The sequence below is a fragment of the Actinophytocola sp. genome, from assembly GCF_049647105.1.
GTDB lineage: Bacteria > Actinomycetota > Actinomycetes > Mycobacteriales > Pseudonocardiaceae > Actinophytocola.
This window is the reverse complement of record NZ_JBARWZ010000036.1, coordinates 25469-41751: the sequence shown is the minus strand read 5'-3', so window position 1 is coordinate 41751 and position 16283 is coordinate 25469. Positions and strand designations below refer to the sequence as shown.

Genomic DNA, 16283 nt, shown 5'->3' with positions numbered 1-16283 from the left:
TGCTGGATCCAGCTGTCAGATGAAGCGCCATCGCTGGTCGGTGGAGCCGTTGTCGTCCCACAGGATCAGTTGGGCGCCGCGTGTTGTTGCGGCGCCGCTGATGCCCAGCACCCTTCCTCCGTTGCCGCACTGGAGGCGGAAGTAGCCGTCGGCCGAATAGCGCAGGCGCCAGCGGTGGTCGGCGGTGCCGTTGTCCGCCCATTGCAGTGCGCGGGCGCCGTTGCTGTTGGCGCCGTTCTCGACGCCCAGTACCTTGCCGCTGTTGGTGTTGCGTAGCCGGAACCAGCCGTCGGTGTCGGTTATGGCGGTCCACAGGTGGTCGGTGGTGCCACTGTCGTCCCAGGTGACGGCCAGGCCGCCGTCCGAGGTGGCCATGTTCTGCACGCCGACGACGAAGCCGGTGGCCAGGTTCTGGATCCGGCGGGCGCCGACGGGGACGAACCGCCATCGGTTGTCCGCGCTGCCGTTGTCGGGATCCTGCACGGCCTGTGCACCCGCCGAGGTGGCGCCGTTGAGGATGCCGAGCAGCTTGTTGCTGTTGGCGTTGCGGAGCTTGTGGGTGCCGTCGCCGTTGTCGACCACCGTCCAGCGGTGGTCGGCGGTGCCGGTGTCGCTCCACTGCAGGACCGGTGCGTTGTCGGCGGTGGACATGTTCTCCACGCCGAGGACCTTGCCGCTGTTGCCGTTGCGCAGCCGGATCGCGCTCCCGTCGGGGATCATCGTCCAGCTGTGGTCCGCGGTGCCCGTGTCGTTCCACTGCACCGCGAGGCCGCCGTCCGCGGTGGACATGTCCCGCACGCCCAGTACGAGACCGCTGGCGGCGTTGAACAACCGGTACCCCGCGTCCACACTGCCGCCACCGGTGTTCCAGTAGACGGTGTAGTTGTAGCCGTGGGCGTCGTGGAACGCACCCAGGTTCACCGTCGTCCCGTTGGCCGTCGCGGTGAAGGCGAGCGACGACGTGCTGGTGCGGGTGATCGAGCTGACGTTCAGCGACGGGAGCGCGGACAGGGACGTGCTGCCGTAGTTGCCCGCGAGGACCGCGGGTCCGTAGGTGATGGCCGCGACGCCGGGGTTGTCGTTGGCGGCCTGCGTGATCACCCGCATCGGCAGCCGGACGGTGACGACGTCGCCGGAGGTCCACGACCGGGTCAGTGCGGCGTAGGTGCCGGGCGTCGTCGCGATGTTCTGGTTGGTGCCGTTGACACTCACGGTCGCCCCGGTGGTCCAGGCTGGGATGCGGATCCGCATGGTCCACGAGCCGCTAACGCTGCCGGTGACGGTCAGCGTGGTGGTGTCCGACGCCGGGTAGGTGGTGGCCTGGGTGACCGTGATCCCCCGCTCGGTCCAGGTCAGCACCGACGGGGTGAACAGGTTCACCGTCAGGGTGGTGCCGTTGTGGAAGTAGATCGAGTCGACCAGCTTGGTGTTCGTCTCCAGCGCGGTGCCCTGACAGCACCAGAAGGTGCCGTAGTCGGTGCTCCAGGTCCCGCCACCCCATGCCGGCCCGGTGATGCCGCGGCGGTGGCCGGGGTTGAGCCCGGTGAAGTAGCAGATGTGCCCGTGCCCGTCGGCCGGGTTCTGCTGCCCGATCAGGTGGTTGAGCAGTGCGCGCTCGTAGTAGTCGAAATAGGACACTCGCGACGGGTCGAGCAGCCACAGTTCGCGGGTGAGCTTCAGCATGTTGTAGGTGTTGCATGCTTCCGCGGTGTCGGTGTTGAGGTAGGCGGCGATCGCGTTGGGGGCGCGGAAGTGCTCGGCCTGGCTGTTGCCGCCGATGACGTAGGTGTGGGCCCCGACGGTGAGGTCCCATGCGTTGACGGCGATGTCGCGGTAGCGGGTGGTGCCGGTGGCCTTGTACTCACGCGCCGCCCCCACCCACTTGGGGACCTGCGTGTTGGCGTGCAACCCGTTCAGCCGGTCCTGGCGCGCCGCGAGCGGGTCGAATACGGCGGCGTGGTCGAACCGCTGCGCCGTGGTGAGCCACCGGGCGTCGCCCGTCTGCTGGTACAGATCGGTGAGCACGGCGTTCATGCCGCCGAACTCCGTGCCCAGCACCCGCTGCATCGTGCTGTAGGACAGCCGCCCGGTGCGCCAGTCCACCCAGCCCGCGAACCGCAGCAACACGTCGCGGGCCTGGGTGCTGCCCACGTAACGCCACACGTCCAGCAGCCCGGCCAGGGTCTTGTGCAGCGAGTACCAGGACACCGACACGGGCGAACCCGCCTCGAGCGCGTCGAAGTCGGACTCCGGGAACCCCGAAAGGTAACCGGTGTTGAACCCGGCGGCCGAGTTGTTCGCCTGGCACTTGGCCAGTTCGGCCACGAAGTAGTCCGCCCGGTCGCGGCAGGTCGTGTCGCCCAGCACGGCGTAGGCGTACGCCCACGCGCTCAGGAAGTGTCCCTGGCTGTGGGTGCGGAACGGGAAGTCGGGTGCCTCCCAGCCACCCAGCGCCGCGGCACCGTTCGTGGACAACCGGTGGTTGGCCCGGAAGTTGTACAACAACCGGTCGGTACTCACGAATCGCAGGTAGGACAACGTCCTGCTCTGGTTGTCCATCCACCGTCCCGCGGTCAGGCGAACCTGTCCGAGGTCGAAGGGATGGGCCGAGACCCCGAGATCCGGACGAACCGGAGCGATCGACGCCAGGGCCGTTCTGTGCAGGAGACCGGGTATCGCGGACGCGGCGGCCGCGACCCCGGCGGCCTGGAACATGCGGCGGCGGCTGAAGGATGACATACAGAAGTCCTCCGACATCTTCGTCAGCAGGGGGTATGTCGGACTTTGTCGTGGAACCCAATGTAGCGACGAACCCGCCACCGCGTCAACGACAAATTGTGAACGCTCACTTCGATCTTCAACCGCGCGTCATGGGCCTGTTTATCAGGAATATTGGGTGATGGCTGATCGAATTGACCTCCAGAGTGTGAGCGCACACATCACCGCAGAAACGGGCCGGTCAGTCCCAGGCGACCGGAAAGTGCTCCGGCGCCCGGGTGGCGAGCCCGGACTTCCACACGACATCGTCGTCGGTGCCCGCCACCCGCAGGCCGGGCAGCCGGGTGATCAGAGTCCGGAGCGCGACCTGAAGCTCCATCCGCGCGAGCGGAGCACCGAGGCAGTGGTGTGGCCCGTAACCGAAGCCGACATGCGGGCTGTCCGTGCGGCCGAAGTCGATGACGTCCGGGTCCGGGAACACCGTCTCGTCGCGGTTCGCGGAGTTCATTGCCACGACCACGGGTTCGCCCGCGCGGACCGTCACGCCACCGAGTTCGACGTCCTCGGTCGCGTAGCGGGCGGTGCTGCCGCCGATGCCGAGCGGCACCCAGCGCATCAGCTCCTCGACGGCCTTCGGCACCAGGTCCGGGTTCTCCCGCAGGGCATCGAGGTGCGCCGGGTTGTGCAGCAGCACGTAGACGAAGTTCGGGATCTGCGACGCGGTGGTCTCGTGCCCGGCGACGAGGATGGCCTCCGCCATGGACAGCAGCTCGTCCTCCGAGAGCCGGTCGCCCTCGTCGCGGGCGATGACGAGTGCGCTGATCAGGTCGTCGCGGGCCGCTCGCCTGCGGTCGGCGATCAGTCCTGCCATGTACTCACGCAGCTTCCCGACGTTCGCCATCACCTCCTGCGGGGTGAACCTGGTGGTCGACAGGAACGCGTCGGACCACACGCGGAAGTCCCGGCGGTCCTCGACGGGGACGCCGAGCAGCTCGCAGATGACGGTGATCGGCAGCGGAAGGGCGAAACCCTCGACCAGTTCCGCCGGTGCGCCGTCGGCGATCATCCGGTCGACGAGGCCGTCGGCGACCTCCTGCGCGCGGGGACGCAGCGCCTCGACGCGGCGCATGGTGAACGCGCTCATCACCAGCCGCCGCAGCCGGGAGTGGTCGGGCGGGTCCAGGCTCATGATGTTGCCGGGCGGGCCGACGTGGGCGCGGACGCGTGGCTGGTCCCGGCCGGTGGCGGCGGCACGGCTGAAGCGGGCGTCGCCGAGCACGGTCCTGACGTCGGCGTACCGGGTGGCGAACCACGCGGGCTCCCCGTAGGGCATCTGCACGCGGCAGAGCGGTTCTTCCTTACGCAGCACCGCGAACAGCGGATCGACGTCCAGCCGGTCGGACTGGCTGAACGGGTAGTCCCTGATCTGTGCCGTCATCTCCGGTTCCTTCCTTCGTTGTCGAGCGCGGGCGCGAACAGGTGACACACGGCGTCCGCGAGCAGGTCGAGCGGTTCGGCGGCGGGCGGCCACGCACCCACGGCCCACACGGTCAGCACGGACTCGACCTGCAGCACCGCCATCAGGACCCGCTGCCCGGCCTCGGCCGCCACCACGCCGTCCCACCTGGACCCGCTGGACAGCAGCGCGACGTAACGCTCGTGGGCCTCGACGTACTGGCCGCGGTCGCCCGGTTCCCGCGCGATGGCCCCGGTGGTCGTGACGACCCGGATGGTCGGCGCCAGCCGCCGCCACGCCGCCGCCGCGGTCGCCACCCAGTCCCGGATCGTGTCGCGGGTCCACTCCGCATCGGCGAGGTCGGCGTAGAGCCGGTCCGCGGTCGCGTAGACCCGCGCGATCAGCCCGCGCACGAGATCGGCCTTCCCGTCGGGGAAGTGCGCGTACACGGTCACGCGCGTGACCCCGGCCGCGGCCGCGACGTCGGCGACACTCGCCGCCACGAACGGCGTCTCCGTGAACACCCGCACCGCCGCGTCGAGCACACGGTGGCGGGTGGCGGTCTTCTGTTCCTCCCGCAGCACCGCACGTGATGTCACGCCGTCACCCTACGACGACTCCGGGTGACTATACAAGGTGTCAAGTCAGCGAGCAGGCGCGGCATGCCCTGGCTTTCGGGGCTCACCGGAGTTGGCTACGGACATCCGCGCCGCCGCTGTAGCGATCGGGCGCGGCGCCTACTCGGAGTTGGATCCGAACCGCAGAAGCGGGACGTCGTAGAGGTCGGGTTGGCGGACGCGGTGCATTTGTGGTGCGGCGACTTCGATGATGAGCATTTCGGTGAGGAACTGGACTTCGGCGCCGAGCAGGTGGCTGGTGTGGCCGGTGGCGCCATGTTCCTTGAGGCCGACCGAGACGTGGATGTGTGGTGCGACCCGGTCGTTGGTCTCGTCGTAGGCGAGGGTGCCGCCGCCGAGGGCTTCGACGTTGGTCAGGTGGACCTTGGTCCACACGGGTGCGTTGGGGTCGTCGAGTTTGTCGCAGGTGCCGACGATCTGGACCTGACTGAAGCCGGCGATGAAGCCGGGAATGTAGCCCTGGCGTACCCCGTTGTCGCGGCAGAAGTCGGCCAGTGCGGTGAAGAAGTCGTCGCCGTGGTCGAAGACGACGGCGAAGCTGCGGCCGAGGGTCAGTTCGTGGCTACGCACGGGCGGCTCCCTGAATGTCCTCGGCGTGGCCTGTTTGCCGGTCGGGACGCGTGTTGCCGCCGGCCTGGGCGAACGCGGCGCGGATGTAGGCCTGGTCGTGCCCGCCGGCGAGCAGGTGGTGCAACAGGATGCGGGCCTTGAGCGGGTCGAGGAAACCGGCGGAGATCAGGCCGCGGCCCAGCAGGTCGGATTCGGATCCGGGGAAAGCGTAAGTGTGGGCGAGCACCGAGCCGGCGCCGGTGCGGGAGGCCAGCACCACGGGCATCGCCGCGGCCAGCTCGGTGAGGGTGTCCACGACGCGTTGGGGGACGTGGCCGACGCCGAAGGCGGCCACGACCAGTCCGTCGCACTGGTCGGCGACGGAGCGCAGGAGCGTTCCGGTGTCGCCGAGCACCATCGTGACCAGGGGGACCTCGACCGGACGGGGTTCGGCAGCCGCGGTGATGGTGGTGCGGCCGGTCGGGTGGTTGAGGACGCGGGCCTGGCCCTCCACGACGTAACCCAGCGGGCCACCGTTGGCGGAGACGAAGGTGTAGCCGCTGGTGGAATGGGTTTTGCGGACGCGGGCGGCGGCATGGATCTCGTCGGCGAACACCACCACCACGCCGAGTTCCCGAGTGTCCGGGCTGGCGGCGGTCTGGACCGCGGCCAGCAGGTTGCCCGGCCCGTCGGCACCGGCCAGTGTCGGGTTGCGCATCGCCCCGGTGACCACGACCGGCTCAGGCCGGTCGTGGGTGAGATCGAGCAGGTAGGCGGTCTCCTCGATGGTGTCGGTGCCCTGGGTGATGACCACGCCGTCCGCGCCGGCCCCCAGCCGCGCCTGGATCGCGGCGGCCAGCGCAGCCAGGTCGTCGAAGGCCAGAGAGGCGCCCGGCACGCGGCGGAAGTCCTCCACCTCAACGGTGATTCCTGTGCCGGCCAGTCCGGGCACGGCGTCGACGAGTTGGTCGGCTGACAGCGCGGGCACCACGCCGCCGCCTTCGGTGGAGGTCATGGCGATCGTGCCGCCCAGGCCGAAGACGACCACGCGGCGTGCCAGTGTGCTGGAGGGTTCGGGCACGGCTGTCCTTCGTCGTCGAGGCCAGGATGATCCGGCAGCCTAGCTGGCCGTGTGCGCGGCTTGAGCGAGGAAGAGGCAGGCTCGGTCGACACCGTCGGTGGACAGCAGTCTGCTGCGGGGCTGGGCGATTCCGCTGCTGCCGTACTCGCCGAGTTCGGCGCAGCGGCGGACCAGCCAGGGCCAGTCGAGGTCGAGGTAGTCGGCCAGCGCCCGCAACCGATCGCCCGGCATGTCGGCGGCGGCGATTGAATGTGCACGGGCGAAGCCGGTGGCGTCGGCGAACTCGCGCAGCAGCGGCGCGGTGTCGGTGACGTCGACCTGCCAGATGCCGTCGGTACCGACCCAGTTCGCCACGATCGCGCGCCGGTGGCCGTCGAAGACGAAGCCGGAACGGCGGCGTATTCGGGCTCGGCGGTGTGCAGCCGCCCACACCACGACCCGAACATGCAGGGCACCAAACTGCTGGGCGAAAATGGCCCACTCGCCTCTGTGGCTGATTGGACCGAGAGAGCGAAACTACCGCGCCCAGTGTCGGTCATTTGCGCCGATGTAGGTGCCCGATTCGACGTGCTTTTGCAGTCGGGGGCGTATCTCAACACTTTCACCTTGCTCTTCCACCTTCCAAGCCCCGAACCCCGCATGTACGCCGATCCGTTGCTTTCAGCTCGGGTGGGTGCTGCGTATGGTGGCTCGTTTGAATAGGTGGACCCGGTAATTGACCTTCATGGTGAACCAGACTGGTCCGGGGACGAGAACTTCGGCGAAGTTGGAGGTTGAGCCAGGTAGCGGTGTGTGGATCGGGTGATTGTGCGCTACGCATTGTGTGTACGCCTTGCAGGTTCGACGTGTTCACCGAAATTCGGAGGAGAACGCATGACGACCGCGGACTCGAGAAATATTGTGCCTGCACCACCCGGCCCCGACACCCCCAATTTCGCGGCGATCGACGAGCGGTTGCGCGTCAGGCTGGCCGGACGGGCCTGGGCCGACGTGCCGGTGATCGACCCGACCGTGAACCCCTACCGCGAGCGGCTACAGCGCTACGCCCAGTCGATGTCCCTGTCCCGTATCGTGATCGCCCGTCCCCAGCGCCAGTGGTACACCTACGCGGATCTGTACCAGGTCAGTGAGAACGTGGTGGTCAACCCCGGTCCCGGTACAGCCAACTACGGCATGAACTGGAGTCAGTCGACCTCGCACACCCACAGCGTGGAGATCTCGGCATCGGTCTCCGCCGGATTCTTCGACATCGTGGAGGTTTCCCTCACCACCACCTACGGGCATTCCTGGACAACAGAGACCGCCAGGGGTGAGAACGTCTCCGTGGATATCCTGCCCCGCTACATGGGCTGGATCGACCGCGCGACGCTCATCAACAACCTGGATGGCGACTTCATCTGGACGGGAAATACTCCCTCTGCCATCGGCACTATCGTCGGCGTCGAAGTCGGCGTGTCCCTGCCGGGGCAGGACGGCCAGCCGTTCCGCTGGCGCGCCACCTCGTCGGGTTCGGCCAAGCGCGGCGCGCACTCCGGCGTCCTGGTTACCTCCCAGGCCCCGTTGTCGAGTACCGGCAACCGGGCTCTCGACGAGCTGGGTGAGCGGATCGAGCGTGGTGGAGATCGGGCCGCCGCGACGATGTCGGGACCGGACCTCATCGACCACGACCGTGTCATCAGGACCGTCCTGGACTGACAGAGCTACCAAGCACCACCCCCTCCCCGTGGGTTCCAGCAACCTCGCGGTGTCCGCTCACTGTGCGTGTTCGTCCGGGGTGGAATCGGGGATGCGGCCGTTCGGGCGGTTTCCGATCTTCACCGGCACGGGTATACAAGCGCGTGGGGTAACAGGCCTTACCGAATTTCACCATCGGTGGCGCGCGCCTTCGGCGCGGTCAGCGGGTCTGTGCGTGGGAGCGACAACCGGGAGAGGGCACGGATAAATTGAACATCGAGAAGGCATTGACCGAGGCCATGACGATCGACGGCGCGGTCGGGGTCTCGCTGGTCGACTACGAGAGCGGGATGACGCTCGGTAGTCTCGGCGGCGGCGGGCTCCTCGACCTCGAGACGGCGGGCGCTGGCAACACCGAGGTCGTCCGGGCGAAGATGCGAACCATGGCCGCCCTGCAGCTCAACGACGAGATCGAGGACATCCTCATCACGCTGGGCAGGCAGTACCACATCATCCGGCCGCTCAACAGCGCGCACGGCGAGCTGTTCCTGTACTACGTGCTGGACCGGACGCGCTCGAACCTCGCGCTCGCCCGCAGGCACCTGCGCCAGGTCGAGCACCTCATCGAAGCATGAGCGGGCTCGGCCCGGCACACGTCCAGCTGCAGGATCCCGAGACCGTCACCAAGGTGATCACCAAGGCCCGCGAGTCCGTACAGGACATCGCGGGTGCGGTCGTCGCGACCAGGGACGGGCTGGTCATGGCCGCGCACATCGACCCGCAGCTGGAGGCGGCGGTCCGCGCGGCGAACCCGGCCGACCGGCGCTCGCGGTTCGTCGCCGACGACATGGCGTCGAAGACGTCCGCGATGGCGTCGGTGGCCGCCGGCCTTGGCACACAGTTCGTGCAGGCCGCCGGGACCGGGCAGCTCCAGGCGGTGACCTTCGAGGGCAGCACCGGTTGTGTCGGCGTCTTCCCGCTCACCAGCACGCTGCTGCTGGTGCTCTTCGGCGACGCCCGCGTGACGATGGGCCGGTTCGTCGTGGCCGCCAAGCAGGCGCTCGCCGTCATCCTCGGTCCGCACCTGGACTGACCGCGGCGGCGGGCAACTGCCCCTGAGCTGCCGCCTCGGCTGCCCCTGCGGTCCGCAGGGCACTCCTACGTTCATGGCATTGCTTCCGTGACCGTGAAGGACTGCCATGCGCGAGAGGTCCCCGGGGCTCGACATCGTCGTGACGAGCCTGGCTTCCGATGCCCACACGTGGAATCTGGTTTACCTGCAACTCGTGCTGGAGGAGCTCGGGCACCGGGTCGTGAACCTGGGCGCGTGCGTGCCCGACGAACTGCTGGTCGCCGAGTGCGTCCGGCACTCGCCCGACCTGGTCGTGGTGAGCAGCGTCAACGGGCACGGGTTCCACGACGGCGCCCGGGTCGTCACGACGCTGCGTGCCCGGCCGGAACTGGCGGGCACCTCGGTCGTCATCGGCGGCAAGCTCGGCACCGGCGGCGTCGACGGCGCCCGTGATCGCGCCGCGCGACTGGTGGCGGCCGGGTACGACGCGGTGTTCGAGGACGGCACCGGCATGGCCGCGTTCCGCACCTTCCTCGCCCGGTTGCAGGCGGGGGTGCGGGTGTGACCGGGTTCGGGCGGTACGTCGCCGAGGCTGCGGCCGCAGGCGGGCTCGTCGTCCAGCCGCGCATGGGTTTCGGGTCGCCCCGGCAGATGCGCCGCGGGCTGGCCGCGGTGCGGGACTCGGGTACCACCGCGGTCGGCACGATCACCCTCGACAGCTACACCAGGGTCGGCAGCCATGAGACGGCGCGGGCCGCACTCGCGGCGGGCGACGACCTCAACGGGTATCCGATCGTGGCCTACCCCCTGGACACCACGCGTGCCGTGGTCGATCGGATCGCGGGCGACGACTTCCCGGTGCAGGTCCGCCACGGGTCGGCGCGGCCGCAGGACATCGTCACCGCCTCGATCGCGGCCGGGTTGTACGCCACCGAGGGCGGGCCGCTGTCGTACTGCCTGCCCTACAGCCGCGTGCCGGTGTCCGAGGCGGTGCGCGCGTGGCGTGAGTCGTGCCTGCTGCTCGCCACTCTGCGGGAGGACGGCCTGGAGCCGCACCTCGAGTCGTTCGGCGGCTGCATGCTCGGGCAGCTGTGCCCACCCAGCCTGCTCGTCGCGATCAGCGTCCTCGAAGGAGTGTTCTTCCAGCGGCACGGCGTACGCAGCGTGTCGCTGAGCTACGCCCAGCAGACCCACCCGGATCAGGACGCCGAGGCGGTACTGGCACTGCGGACCCTCGCCGGTGAGCACCTCGCAGGCGACGACTGGCACGTGGTGATCTACACCTACATGGGGGTCTTCCCACGCACCCCGCACGGCGCGACGGCACTGCTGGCGGAGGCGGCACGGCTCGCGGTCCGCACGGGCTCGGCCAGGCTGATCGTCAAGACGGTCGCGGAGGCGCACCGCATCCCCACGATCGAGGAGAACGTCGCCGCGCTGCGGACGGCCGCCGCCGCGGCGGCTAGTGCGCGGTATCAACCGTCCACTCAGGACACCGGGGTGCTCGCGGAGGCGCGGGCACTGGTGGACGCGGTGCTGATGCTCGACGACGACCTCGGCACGGCGCTGATCCGGGCGGTCAGGATGGGCTACCTGGACGTGCCGTACTGCCTGCACCCCGACAACCCCGGCGCCACCCGCGCGTTCGTCGACCGCGACGGGCACCTGCGCTGGTCCCGCCTCGGTGCGCTGCCCCTGCGCGGCATCGCCGACGCGGGCGGCTCCCACGACGCGACCGCGACGGGCCTGCTCCGCGCACTGTCCCATGTGGAGCGCCGGTTCGACGACGCGGCCATCGAGCAGGCCGCGGCCGCCCAGCTCGACCCACTCCCCCTCGGCTGAACCCCACCCGGAAAGGAAACCTCATGGACAGCACCACCGCGGCGACCCCGCACCTGCCCGCGAGCCCTCGCGAGCACCTGTCCTCCCCCACCACGCAGGCGACGCTGCTGGTGCAGCACACGATGCTGACCGCGGCCAGGGAGTACCTGTGCGACCACGGGTTCACCGAGCTGCTGCCGCCGATCATCGGCCCGGTCACCGACCCTGGCGCACGCGGCGCGAAGCAGGTCGACGTGGACTACTACGGCCACCGCTACAAGCTGATGACCAGCGCGATCCTCTACAAGCAGGCGTCGCTGACCGCGTTCGACAAGATCTTCTGCATCGCGCCGAACGTGCGGCTGGAGCCACTGGAGACCAGCAACACGAGCCGTCACCTCGCCGAGTTCCACCAGATCGACGTGGAGTGGGCGGGTGCCTCCCGCGAGGACGCGATGGGGGTCGCCGAGGGCGTGGTCGGGCACGTGGTGCGCCGGGTCGTCGAGCGCCGCGCCGCCGAGCTGGAGGTGCTCGGCCGCGACGCCGACGCGTTCGCGGACCTGTTGTCCGGCACCGCGTTCGAGCGCCGCACGCACGAGGCCGCGGTCGCCGACCTGCACGCGCTTGGCCACCCGCAGAGCGCCGACGCGGAGATCGACTGGGAAGGGGAGGCGATGCTGTCGGCCAAGGCGAGCAAGCCGTTCTTCCTCACCGACTACCCCAAGGGCTCGCGCGGGTTCTACGACCGGGAGAGCGACGAGCGCCCAGGCTACCTGCGCAACTTCGACCTGCTGGCGCCGGAGGGCTACGGCGAGCTGTGCAGCGGCAGCGAGCGCGAGTACCGCTACGCCACGATCGTCGCGCGGATGCGGGAGACGGGCGAGAACCCGGCGAAGTACGGCTGGTACCTGCAGATGGTGCGGGAGGGCATCCCGGGCAGCGCCGGTTTCGGCATCGGACTGGAGCGGCTGACCCGCTACGTGGCCGGGCTCGACTCGGTGTGGCAGGCGAGCGCCTACCCGAAGGTGCCGGGAGTGGTAGCGCCATGAGTGGACTGACAGCGCCCGGATTCCCGGAGGAGTCGGTTCGCGAGCGCGCACGCGTGGGTACCGCGGCGGTGTTCCCGGACGTGGAGTCCTACGGCACCACGTTGCTCGGCGCTACAGAGGCCATCTCCGGGGACGCGCTCGACGGGGCGTCGCTGGTGCCGCCGGTGTTCGTGCCGGAGCGCCTGGAGAAGCTGATCGACCTGGCGCGTGAGCCGCTGTACGGCGACGTCGACCTCGCCACCGACGTGGGTGGGTTCGCCGCGCCGCTGCCGGTGTACCTGTCGGCGTTCGGGTCGACGCAGGTCGCGAGCAGGGACCTCGGCGTGGCGGCGAGCGCGCAGGCCGGTGCGCTCGGGCTGCCGATGGTGGTCGGCGAGAACGTGGTGCCGGTCAGCGGGTACGGCAGGCTCGACGACACGGGCGGCCGGTCACTGCTCGCGCGGATCACCGCGTACGCGGACGCGGCGCCCGACGGGTTCGGCGGTGTCGTGGTCCAGCAGAGCACCGAGGACGCGGACGCCGAGGTGTGGAACCTGGTCTACAGCGACCCCGCGGCCCGGCCGCTCCTGGAGTCGGGCCGGCTCGGGTTCGAGCTGAAGGTCGGGCAGGGCGCGAAGCCGGGCCTGGGTGGCATGACGGTCGTGGCGCCGGGTGAGGCGGCGCGGCTGGCCGACCAGTTCGCGGTCGAGCCGGTGTTCGGTGCGGACGGACCGCTGCTGCGCAGCGCGAGCCCCGGCACGTTCACCGAGGAGATCCTGCGGCAGCAGATCCGGTTGATGCGCAACAACTTCCCGCGCGCACGGGTGTGGGTGAAGCTGCCGCCCGGCCGGGACGTCGGTGCGGCGACGCGGGTCGCGTGGGCCGCGGGCGCGGACTCGGTGACGGTCGACGGCGCACAGGGTGGCAGCGGCTGGGCGCCGCGTGCGTTCCTGAGCGGGGTCGGGCTGCCGCTCGCCGAGTGCCTGCGCCGGATCGGCACCCCGGCGGGCTGCCTGCTCGTGTCGGGCCGGATCTGGGAAGGACTGCGCGCGGTGAAGTGCCTCGCGGCCGGTGCCAGGGCGGTCGGGCTGGGCCGGGCGGCGTTGCTGGCGGTCGAGACCGACGCCGATGCCGGTCTGCGCAGGCTGGTCGAGGCGCTGGCCCTGGAGGCGCGACTGCTGGTGAGCGCGCTCGGCAAGTACCACGCGGCGGCGCTGACCAGCGACGACCTGTGGTTCCCGGGCGAGCTCCCGGCCATGACACCCGAGCGGGAGCCGGTCCGGTGACCGTGGAGACGGCGAGATCCGGACCGCCACAGGAGACCCAGCCCGGACCGCTGTCCGCGCGGTACCTGTCGTTCGTGGCGGCGGTCGGGTTGTCCTCGATCGGTGACGCGGCATGGATGATCGCGCTCGCGTCCACTGTGGTCGGTGTGGCCGGGCCCGCGACCGCTGGTGCGGTGCTGGCCATCGCCGGGCTGCCGAGGATCGTGACCATGCTGGTCGGCGGCGCACTCGCCGACAGGCGCGGGCCTGCCAGGGTCATGGTCGGCACTGACCTCGGCCGGTGTGTGGTCATGCTCGCCGCGGCGGTCGCGGTCCTCGTGACCGGGCCGTCGGTGCCGGTGCTGGTGGCGGCCGCGGCCGGGCTGACGTTGCTGAGCGCGTTCTTCGTGCCCGCGTCGGGGGCGTTGCGGCCGCTGCTGCTGCCGGAGAAGGACCTGGTGCGCGGGAACTCCCTGTACCTGGTGGGGTTGCGGGCCGGGCAGGCGGCGGGCGGGCCGGTCGGCGCCTTCCTGGTCGGGCTCGGCGGGGTCGCCGCGGTCGCGGTGGCCAACGCCGCGAGCTTCGTGGTGTCGGCGCTCGCCGTGTCGCGGTTCCGGGAGAAGGTGCCCGCGAAGGCTGCGGTCGCCGGGCCCCGGTTCGTCACGCGGGTCGCCGAGGGGTTCCGGCACGTGGCACGGCACCGTGAGCTGCGGCGGCTGGTGCTGGTGGTGGGGCTCGCGGAGCTGGCGAGCGCGGGCCCGGTGAACATCGGGCTGGTGCTGGTGGCCGACGGCATCGGCGCCGGGGTGACCGGCGCGGGCCTGCTGCTGTCCGCGTTCACTGTCGGCGCTACGGCGGCGTTCCTGTGGGGTCTGGTGCGGCCGGTCGGCAGGCACGCCGGCCCGGTGGCGATGGCGAGCCTGCTGGTGCAGGCCGCGGTGCTGGTGACGCTCGGGCACGTGCACGCCACCGTCGCCGCGATCGCCTGCTACGCCTTGCTCGGCCTGGTGAGCGCGCAGCTCGGGGTGGTGCTGGTGTCGCAGATCCAGCGCGCCACGGAGACCTCGGTGCGCGGCCGGGTCATGTCGATCATGTCGCTCGTCGTGTTCGCCGCGCCGCCGCTGGGCAACGCGGCGATCGGCGGCGCCATCCAGTGGCTGGGGCTGACCACGACCATGGTGGCGCACGGGGTGCTCGCGCTCGCCGCGGCCGCCGTCTACTGGTCGGCGCGTGCGTTGCGGGAGGCCCGCCTTGACTGACGTACTGACGCCCGTGTGGCCGTCCCTGCCGGTCCTGCGGGACGGACTCGCCCGCGGTTCGTTCCTGGCGGTGGACCTGCTGGCCCGCTGCCACGAGCGGATCGCGGCCGTCGACCCGGCGGTGAAGGCCATCGTGGCGCTCGACCCCGGCGCCGCCGCGTGCGCGCGGGACAGCGACCGCCGGTTCGCCACCGGCACCGCGCGGCCCCTCGAGGGCATACCGGTGCTGGTGAAGGACAACATCGACACCGCAGGACTCGCCACCACGGCCGGGTCGCGGCTGCTGCCGGTACCGCCGGTGCGGGACGCGGACGTGGTGGCGCTGCTGCGCGCGGCCGGTGCGGTGATCGTCGGCAAGACGGCGATGACCGAGTGGGGCAACTTCCGTTCCACGGCGGCGATCGAGGGCTGGTCGGGGGTGACCGGGCAGACCGCGAACCCGTTCGCGCCCGGCCACAGCCCGTGGGGCTCGTCGTCGGGTTCCTCGGTGGCGGTGGCGACCGGGATGGCGCCGGTCGCGCTCGGCACCGAGACCGACGGGTCGATCGTGTGCCCCGCGGCCGTCAACGGCGTGGTCGGGGTCAAGCCGTCGCGCGGGTTGCTGCCCTCGCGCGGGGTGGTGCCGATCTCGCCGGAGCTGGACACCGTCGGCGTGCTGTGCGGGTCGGTCGCGGATGCCGCGCACGTCCTCGCGGCACTCGGCATGCCATCGGCGCCCCCGGTCACCGGGTTGCGGGTCGGGTACTGGCCCGGCAGGCGGATGGACGCCGAGGTACTGGCGGTGGCCGACCGGGTCGTCGCCGACCTCGGCGCCGCCGGGATCACCGTGGTGCCGGTGGACCTGAGCTTCGACGGGCCCGTGCTGGTCGGCGCGCTCGACGCGCTGGTCGCGGAGTTCCGGCCCGCGCTGGAGGACTACCTCGCCACCCGGCCGGGAGCACCCCAGACGCTCGACGCGCTGATCGCCGCCAACCGGGCGGACCCCGTCGAGTCGGCGCTCTTCGGGCAGGAGCTGTTCGAGCTGGCCGCCGCCGTGACCGACGACGCTCGCGCCGACGCGGTCGCGAAGCGGGCCACCGCACGCGCGTGGGCGCAGGCGGAAGTCACCGCCGCGCTCGGGGACCTGGACGCGATCGTCGCGCCGACGAGCAGCCCGGCGTGGCCGGTGGACCCGTCGGTGCCGCCGCCGATCGTGCGCAGCACGTCCACCTACACCGCACTCGCCGGGCTCGCGCACGTGACCGTGCCCATGGGCTCGGTCGGGCCGCTGCCCGTCGGCCTTTCGGTGTTCGGGCCCGCCGCCACCGAGACGACGCTCGCCGTCGCCGAGGCCGTGGCGACCGTGTGCGGGCCACGGCCCGTGCCGCTCGTCTGAGCGGCAGTTCCGCCGCAACAACCGCCGCCCGACTGCCCGTTCCACTGCCGGAACGGGCGGTCGGGCGGCCGTAGTTTTTCGGTATCGCTTCCCTTACCGGTCAACACAAGGAGCCACGGGATGAGCACGAATCCCTTCGAGGACACCGACGCCAGCTACCTCGTGCTGGTGAACGACGAGAACCAGCACTCCCTGTGGCCCGCGTCGATCGCGGTGCCTGCGGGCTGGACCACGGTGCACGGCCCGGACACCCGCGACGCGGCACTGGCCTACGTCGACACCAACTGGACCGACCTGCGGCCGGCGAGCCTCGCCGCGCTCCGCGGCTGACCTCCCCATCACGACGG

At 70.7% G+C, this 16283-nt stretch carries 16 protein-coding genes; 10 read left to right on the top strand and 6 right to left on the bottom strand.

Annotation, left to right across the window (positions count from 1 at the left end; translation table 11 throughout):
- Positions 1-15: 15 nt before the first annotated feature.
- The 6 genes from WBA97_RS05265 to WBA97_RS05240 all read right to left on the bottom strand — a co-directional run bounded on the left by WBA97_RS05265 (position 16) and on the right by WBA97_RS05240 (position 6877).
- Complete coding sequence (locus WBA97_RS05265; protein ID WP_424229541.1) at positions 16-2739, bottom strand: beta-L-arabinofuranosidase domain-containing protein; 2724 nt, start codon at positions 2737-2739, stop codon at positions 16-18.
- Between the two features lie 220 nt (positions 2740-2959).
- Positions 2960-4156 carry a cytochrome P450 gene (locus tag WBA97_RS05260; RefSeq protein WP_424229540.1) on the bottom strand — a complete coding sequence of 399 codons (1197 nt, stop codon included), beginning with the start codon at positions 4154-4156 and terminating at the stop codon, positions 2960-2962.
- The gene (locus WBA97_RS05255) at positions 4153-4773 is read right to left on the bottom strand and encodes a TetR/AcrR family transcriptional regulator (RefSeq protein ID WP_424229539.1); all 621 of its coding nucleotides are present in this window, start codon (positions 4771-4773) and stop codon (positions 4153-4155) included. The genes WBA97_RS05260 and WBA97_RS05255 overlap by 4 nt, the downstream gene beginning before the upstream one ends.
- A 138-nt stretch (positions 4774-4911) precedes the next feature.
- Positions 4912-5382 carry a PPC domain-containing DNA-binding protein gene (locus WBA97_RS05250; protein WP_424229538.1) on the bottom strand — a complete coding sequence of 157 codons (471 nt, stop codon included), beginning with the start codon at positions 5380-5382 and terminating at the stop codon, positions 4912-4914.
- Positions 5375-6442, bottom strand: a complete 1068-nt coding sequence (locus WBA97_RS05245) for an asparaginase (RefSeq protein WP_424229537.1) — start codon at positions 6440-6442, stop codon at positions 5375-5377. Before WBA97_RS05245 ends, WBA97_RS05250 begins: the two co-directional genes overlap by 8 nt.
- 39 nt (positions 6443-6481) lie before the next feature.
- Positions 6482-6877, bottom strand: a complete 396-nt coding sequence (locus tag WBA97_RS05240; protein ID WP_424229536.1) for a hypothetical protein — start codon at positions 6875-6877, stop codon at positions 6482-6484.
- A 357-nt stretch (positions 6878-7234) separates the two neighbouring features.
- On the opposite strand from WBA97_RS05240, the gene WBA97_RS05235 reads away from it, so the two are divergent.
- From WBA97_RS05235 to WBA97_RS05190, 10 genes are all read left to right on the top strand, one after another.
- Positions 7235-8137: a hypothetical protein gene (locus WBA97_RS05235; protein WP_424229535.1), complete on the top strand. Its 903-nt coding sequence runs from the start codon at positions 7235-7237 to the stop codon at positions 8135-8137.
- Between the two features lie 248 nt (positions 8138-8385).
- Positions 8386-8751 carry a hypothetical protein gene (locus WBA97_RS05230; protein WP_424229534.1) on the top strand — a complete coding sequence of 122 codons (366 nt, stop codon included), beginning with the start codon at positions 8386-8388 and terminating at the stop codon, positions 8749-8751.
- Positions 8748-9209 (top strand): roadblock/LC7 domain-containing protein, encoded by a 462-nt coding sequence (locus WBA97_RS05225; RefSeq protein WP_424229533.1) that lies wholly within the window; start codon positions 8748-8750, stop codon positions 9207-9209. Before WBA97_RS05230 ends, WBA97_RS05225 begins: the two co-directional genes overlap by 4 nt.
- Before the next feature lie 106 nt (positions 9210-9315).
- On the top strand, positions 9316-9753 hold the full coding sequence (locus WBA97_RS05220; RefSeq protein ID WP_424229532.1) for a cobalamin B12-binding domain-containing protein: 438 nt from the start codon (positions 9316-9318) through the stop codon (positions 9751-9753).
- Positions 9750-11030, top strand: coding sequence for a methylaspartate mutase (locus WBA97_RS05215; protein WP_424229531.1), 1281 nt, complete (start codon positions 9750-9752; stop codon positions 11028-11030). The genes WBA97_RS05220 and WBA97_RS05215 overlap by 4 nt, the downstream gene beginning before the upstream one ends.
- Before the next feature lie 23 nt (positions 11031-11053).
- The gene (locus tag WBA97_RS05210; RefSeq protein WP_424229530.1) at positions 11054-12058 is read left to right on the top strand and encodes an asparagine synthetase A; all 1005 of its coding nucleotides are present in this window, start codon (positions 11054-11056) and stop codon (positions 12056-12058) included.
- A complete protein-coding gene (locus tag WBA97_RS05205) occupies positions 12055-13323 on the top strand; it encodes a glutamate synthase-related protein (RefSeq protein ID WP_424229529.1) in 1269 nt (422 codons plus the stop codon). The genes WBA97_RS05210 and WBA97_RS05205 overlap by 4 nt, the downstream gene beginning before the upstream one ends.
- Positions 13320-14561 (top strand): MFS transporter, encoded by a 1242-nt coding sequence (locus WBA97_RS05200; RefSeq protein WP_424229528.1) that lies wholly within the window; start codon positions 13320-13322, stop codon positions 14559-14561. The genes WBA97_RS05205 and WBA97_RS05200 overlap by 4 nt, the downstream gene beginning before the upstream one ends.
- A complete protein-coding gene (locus WBA97_RS05195) occupies positions 14554-15936 on the top strand; it encodes an amidase family protein (RefSeq protein ID WP_424229527.1) in 1383 nt (460 codons plus the stop codon). The genes WBA97_RS05200 and WBA97_RS05195 overlap by 8 nt, the downstream gene beginning before the upstream one ends.
- A 120-nt stretch (positions 15937-16056) precedes the next feature.
- Positions 16057-16266, top strand: coding sequence for an MbtH family protein (locus WBA97_RS05190; protein WP_424229526.1), 210 nt, complete (start codon positions 16057-16059; stop codon positions 16264-16266).
- Positions 16267-16283: the final 17 nt, after the last annotated feature.

Bases quoted from the DNA above. Each gene is read 5' to 3' on its own strand.
- WBA97_RS05220 (WP_424229532.1), top strand. From the start codon at position 9,316: ATGCGCGAGAGGTCCCCGGGGCTCGACATCGTCGTGACGAGCCTGGCT.
- WBA97_RS05210 (WP_424229530.1), top strand. From the start codon at position 11,054: ATGGACAGCACCACCGCGGCGACCCCGCACCTGCCCGCGAGCCCTCGC.
- WBA97_RS05260 (WP_424229540.1), bottom strand. From the start codon at position 4,156: ATGACGGCACAGATCAGGGACTACCCGTTCAGCCAGTCCGACCGGCTG.
- WBA97_RS05190 (WP_424229526.1), top strand. From the start codon at position 16,057: ATGAGCACGAATCCCTTCGAGGACACCGACGCCAGCTACCTCGTGCTG.
- WBA97_RS05205 (WP_424229529.1), top strand. From the start codon at position 12,055: ATGAGTGGACTGACAGCGCCCGGATTCCCGGAGGAGTCGGTTCGCGAG.
- WBA97_RS05265 (WP_424229541.1), bottom strand. From the start codon at position 2,739: ATGTCATCCTTCAGCCGCCGCCGCATGTTCCAGGCCGCCGGGGTCGCG.
- WBA97_RS05225 (WP_424229533.1), top strand. From the start codon at position 8,748: ATGAGCGGGCTCGGCCCGGCACACGTCCAGCTGCAGGATCCCGAGACC.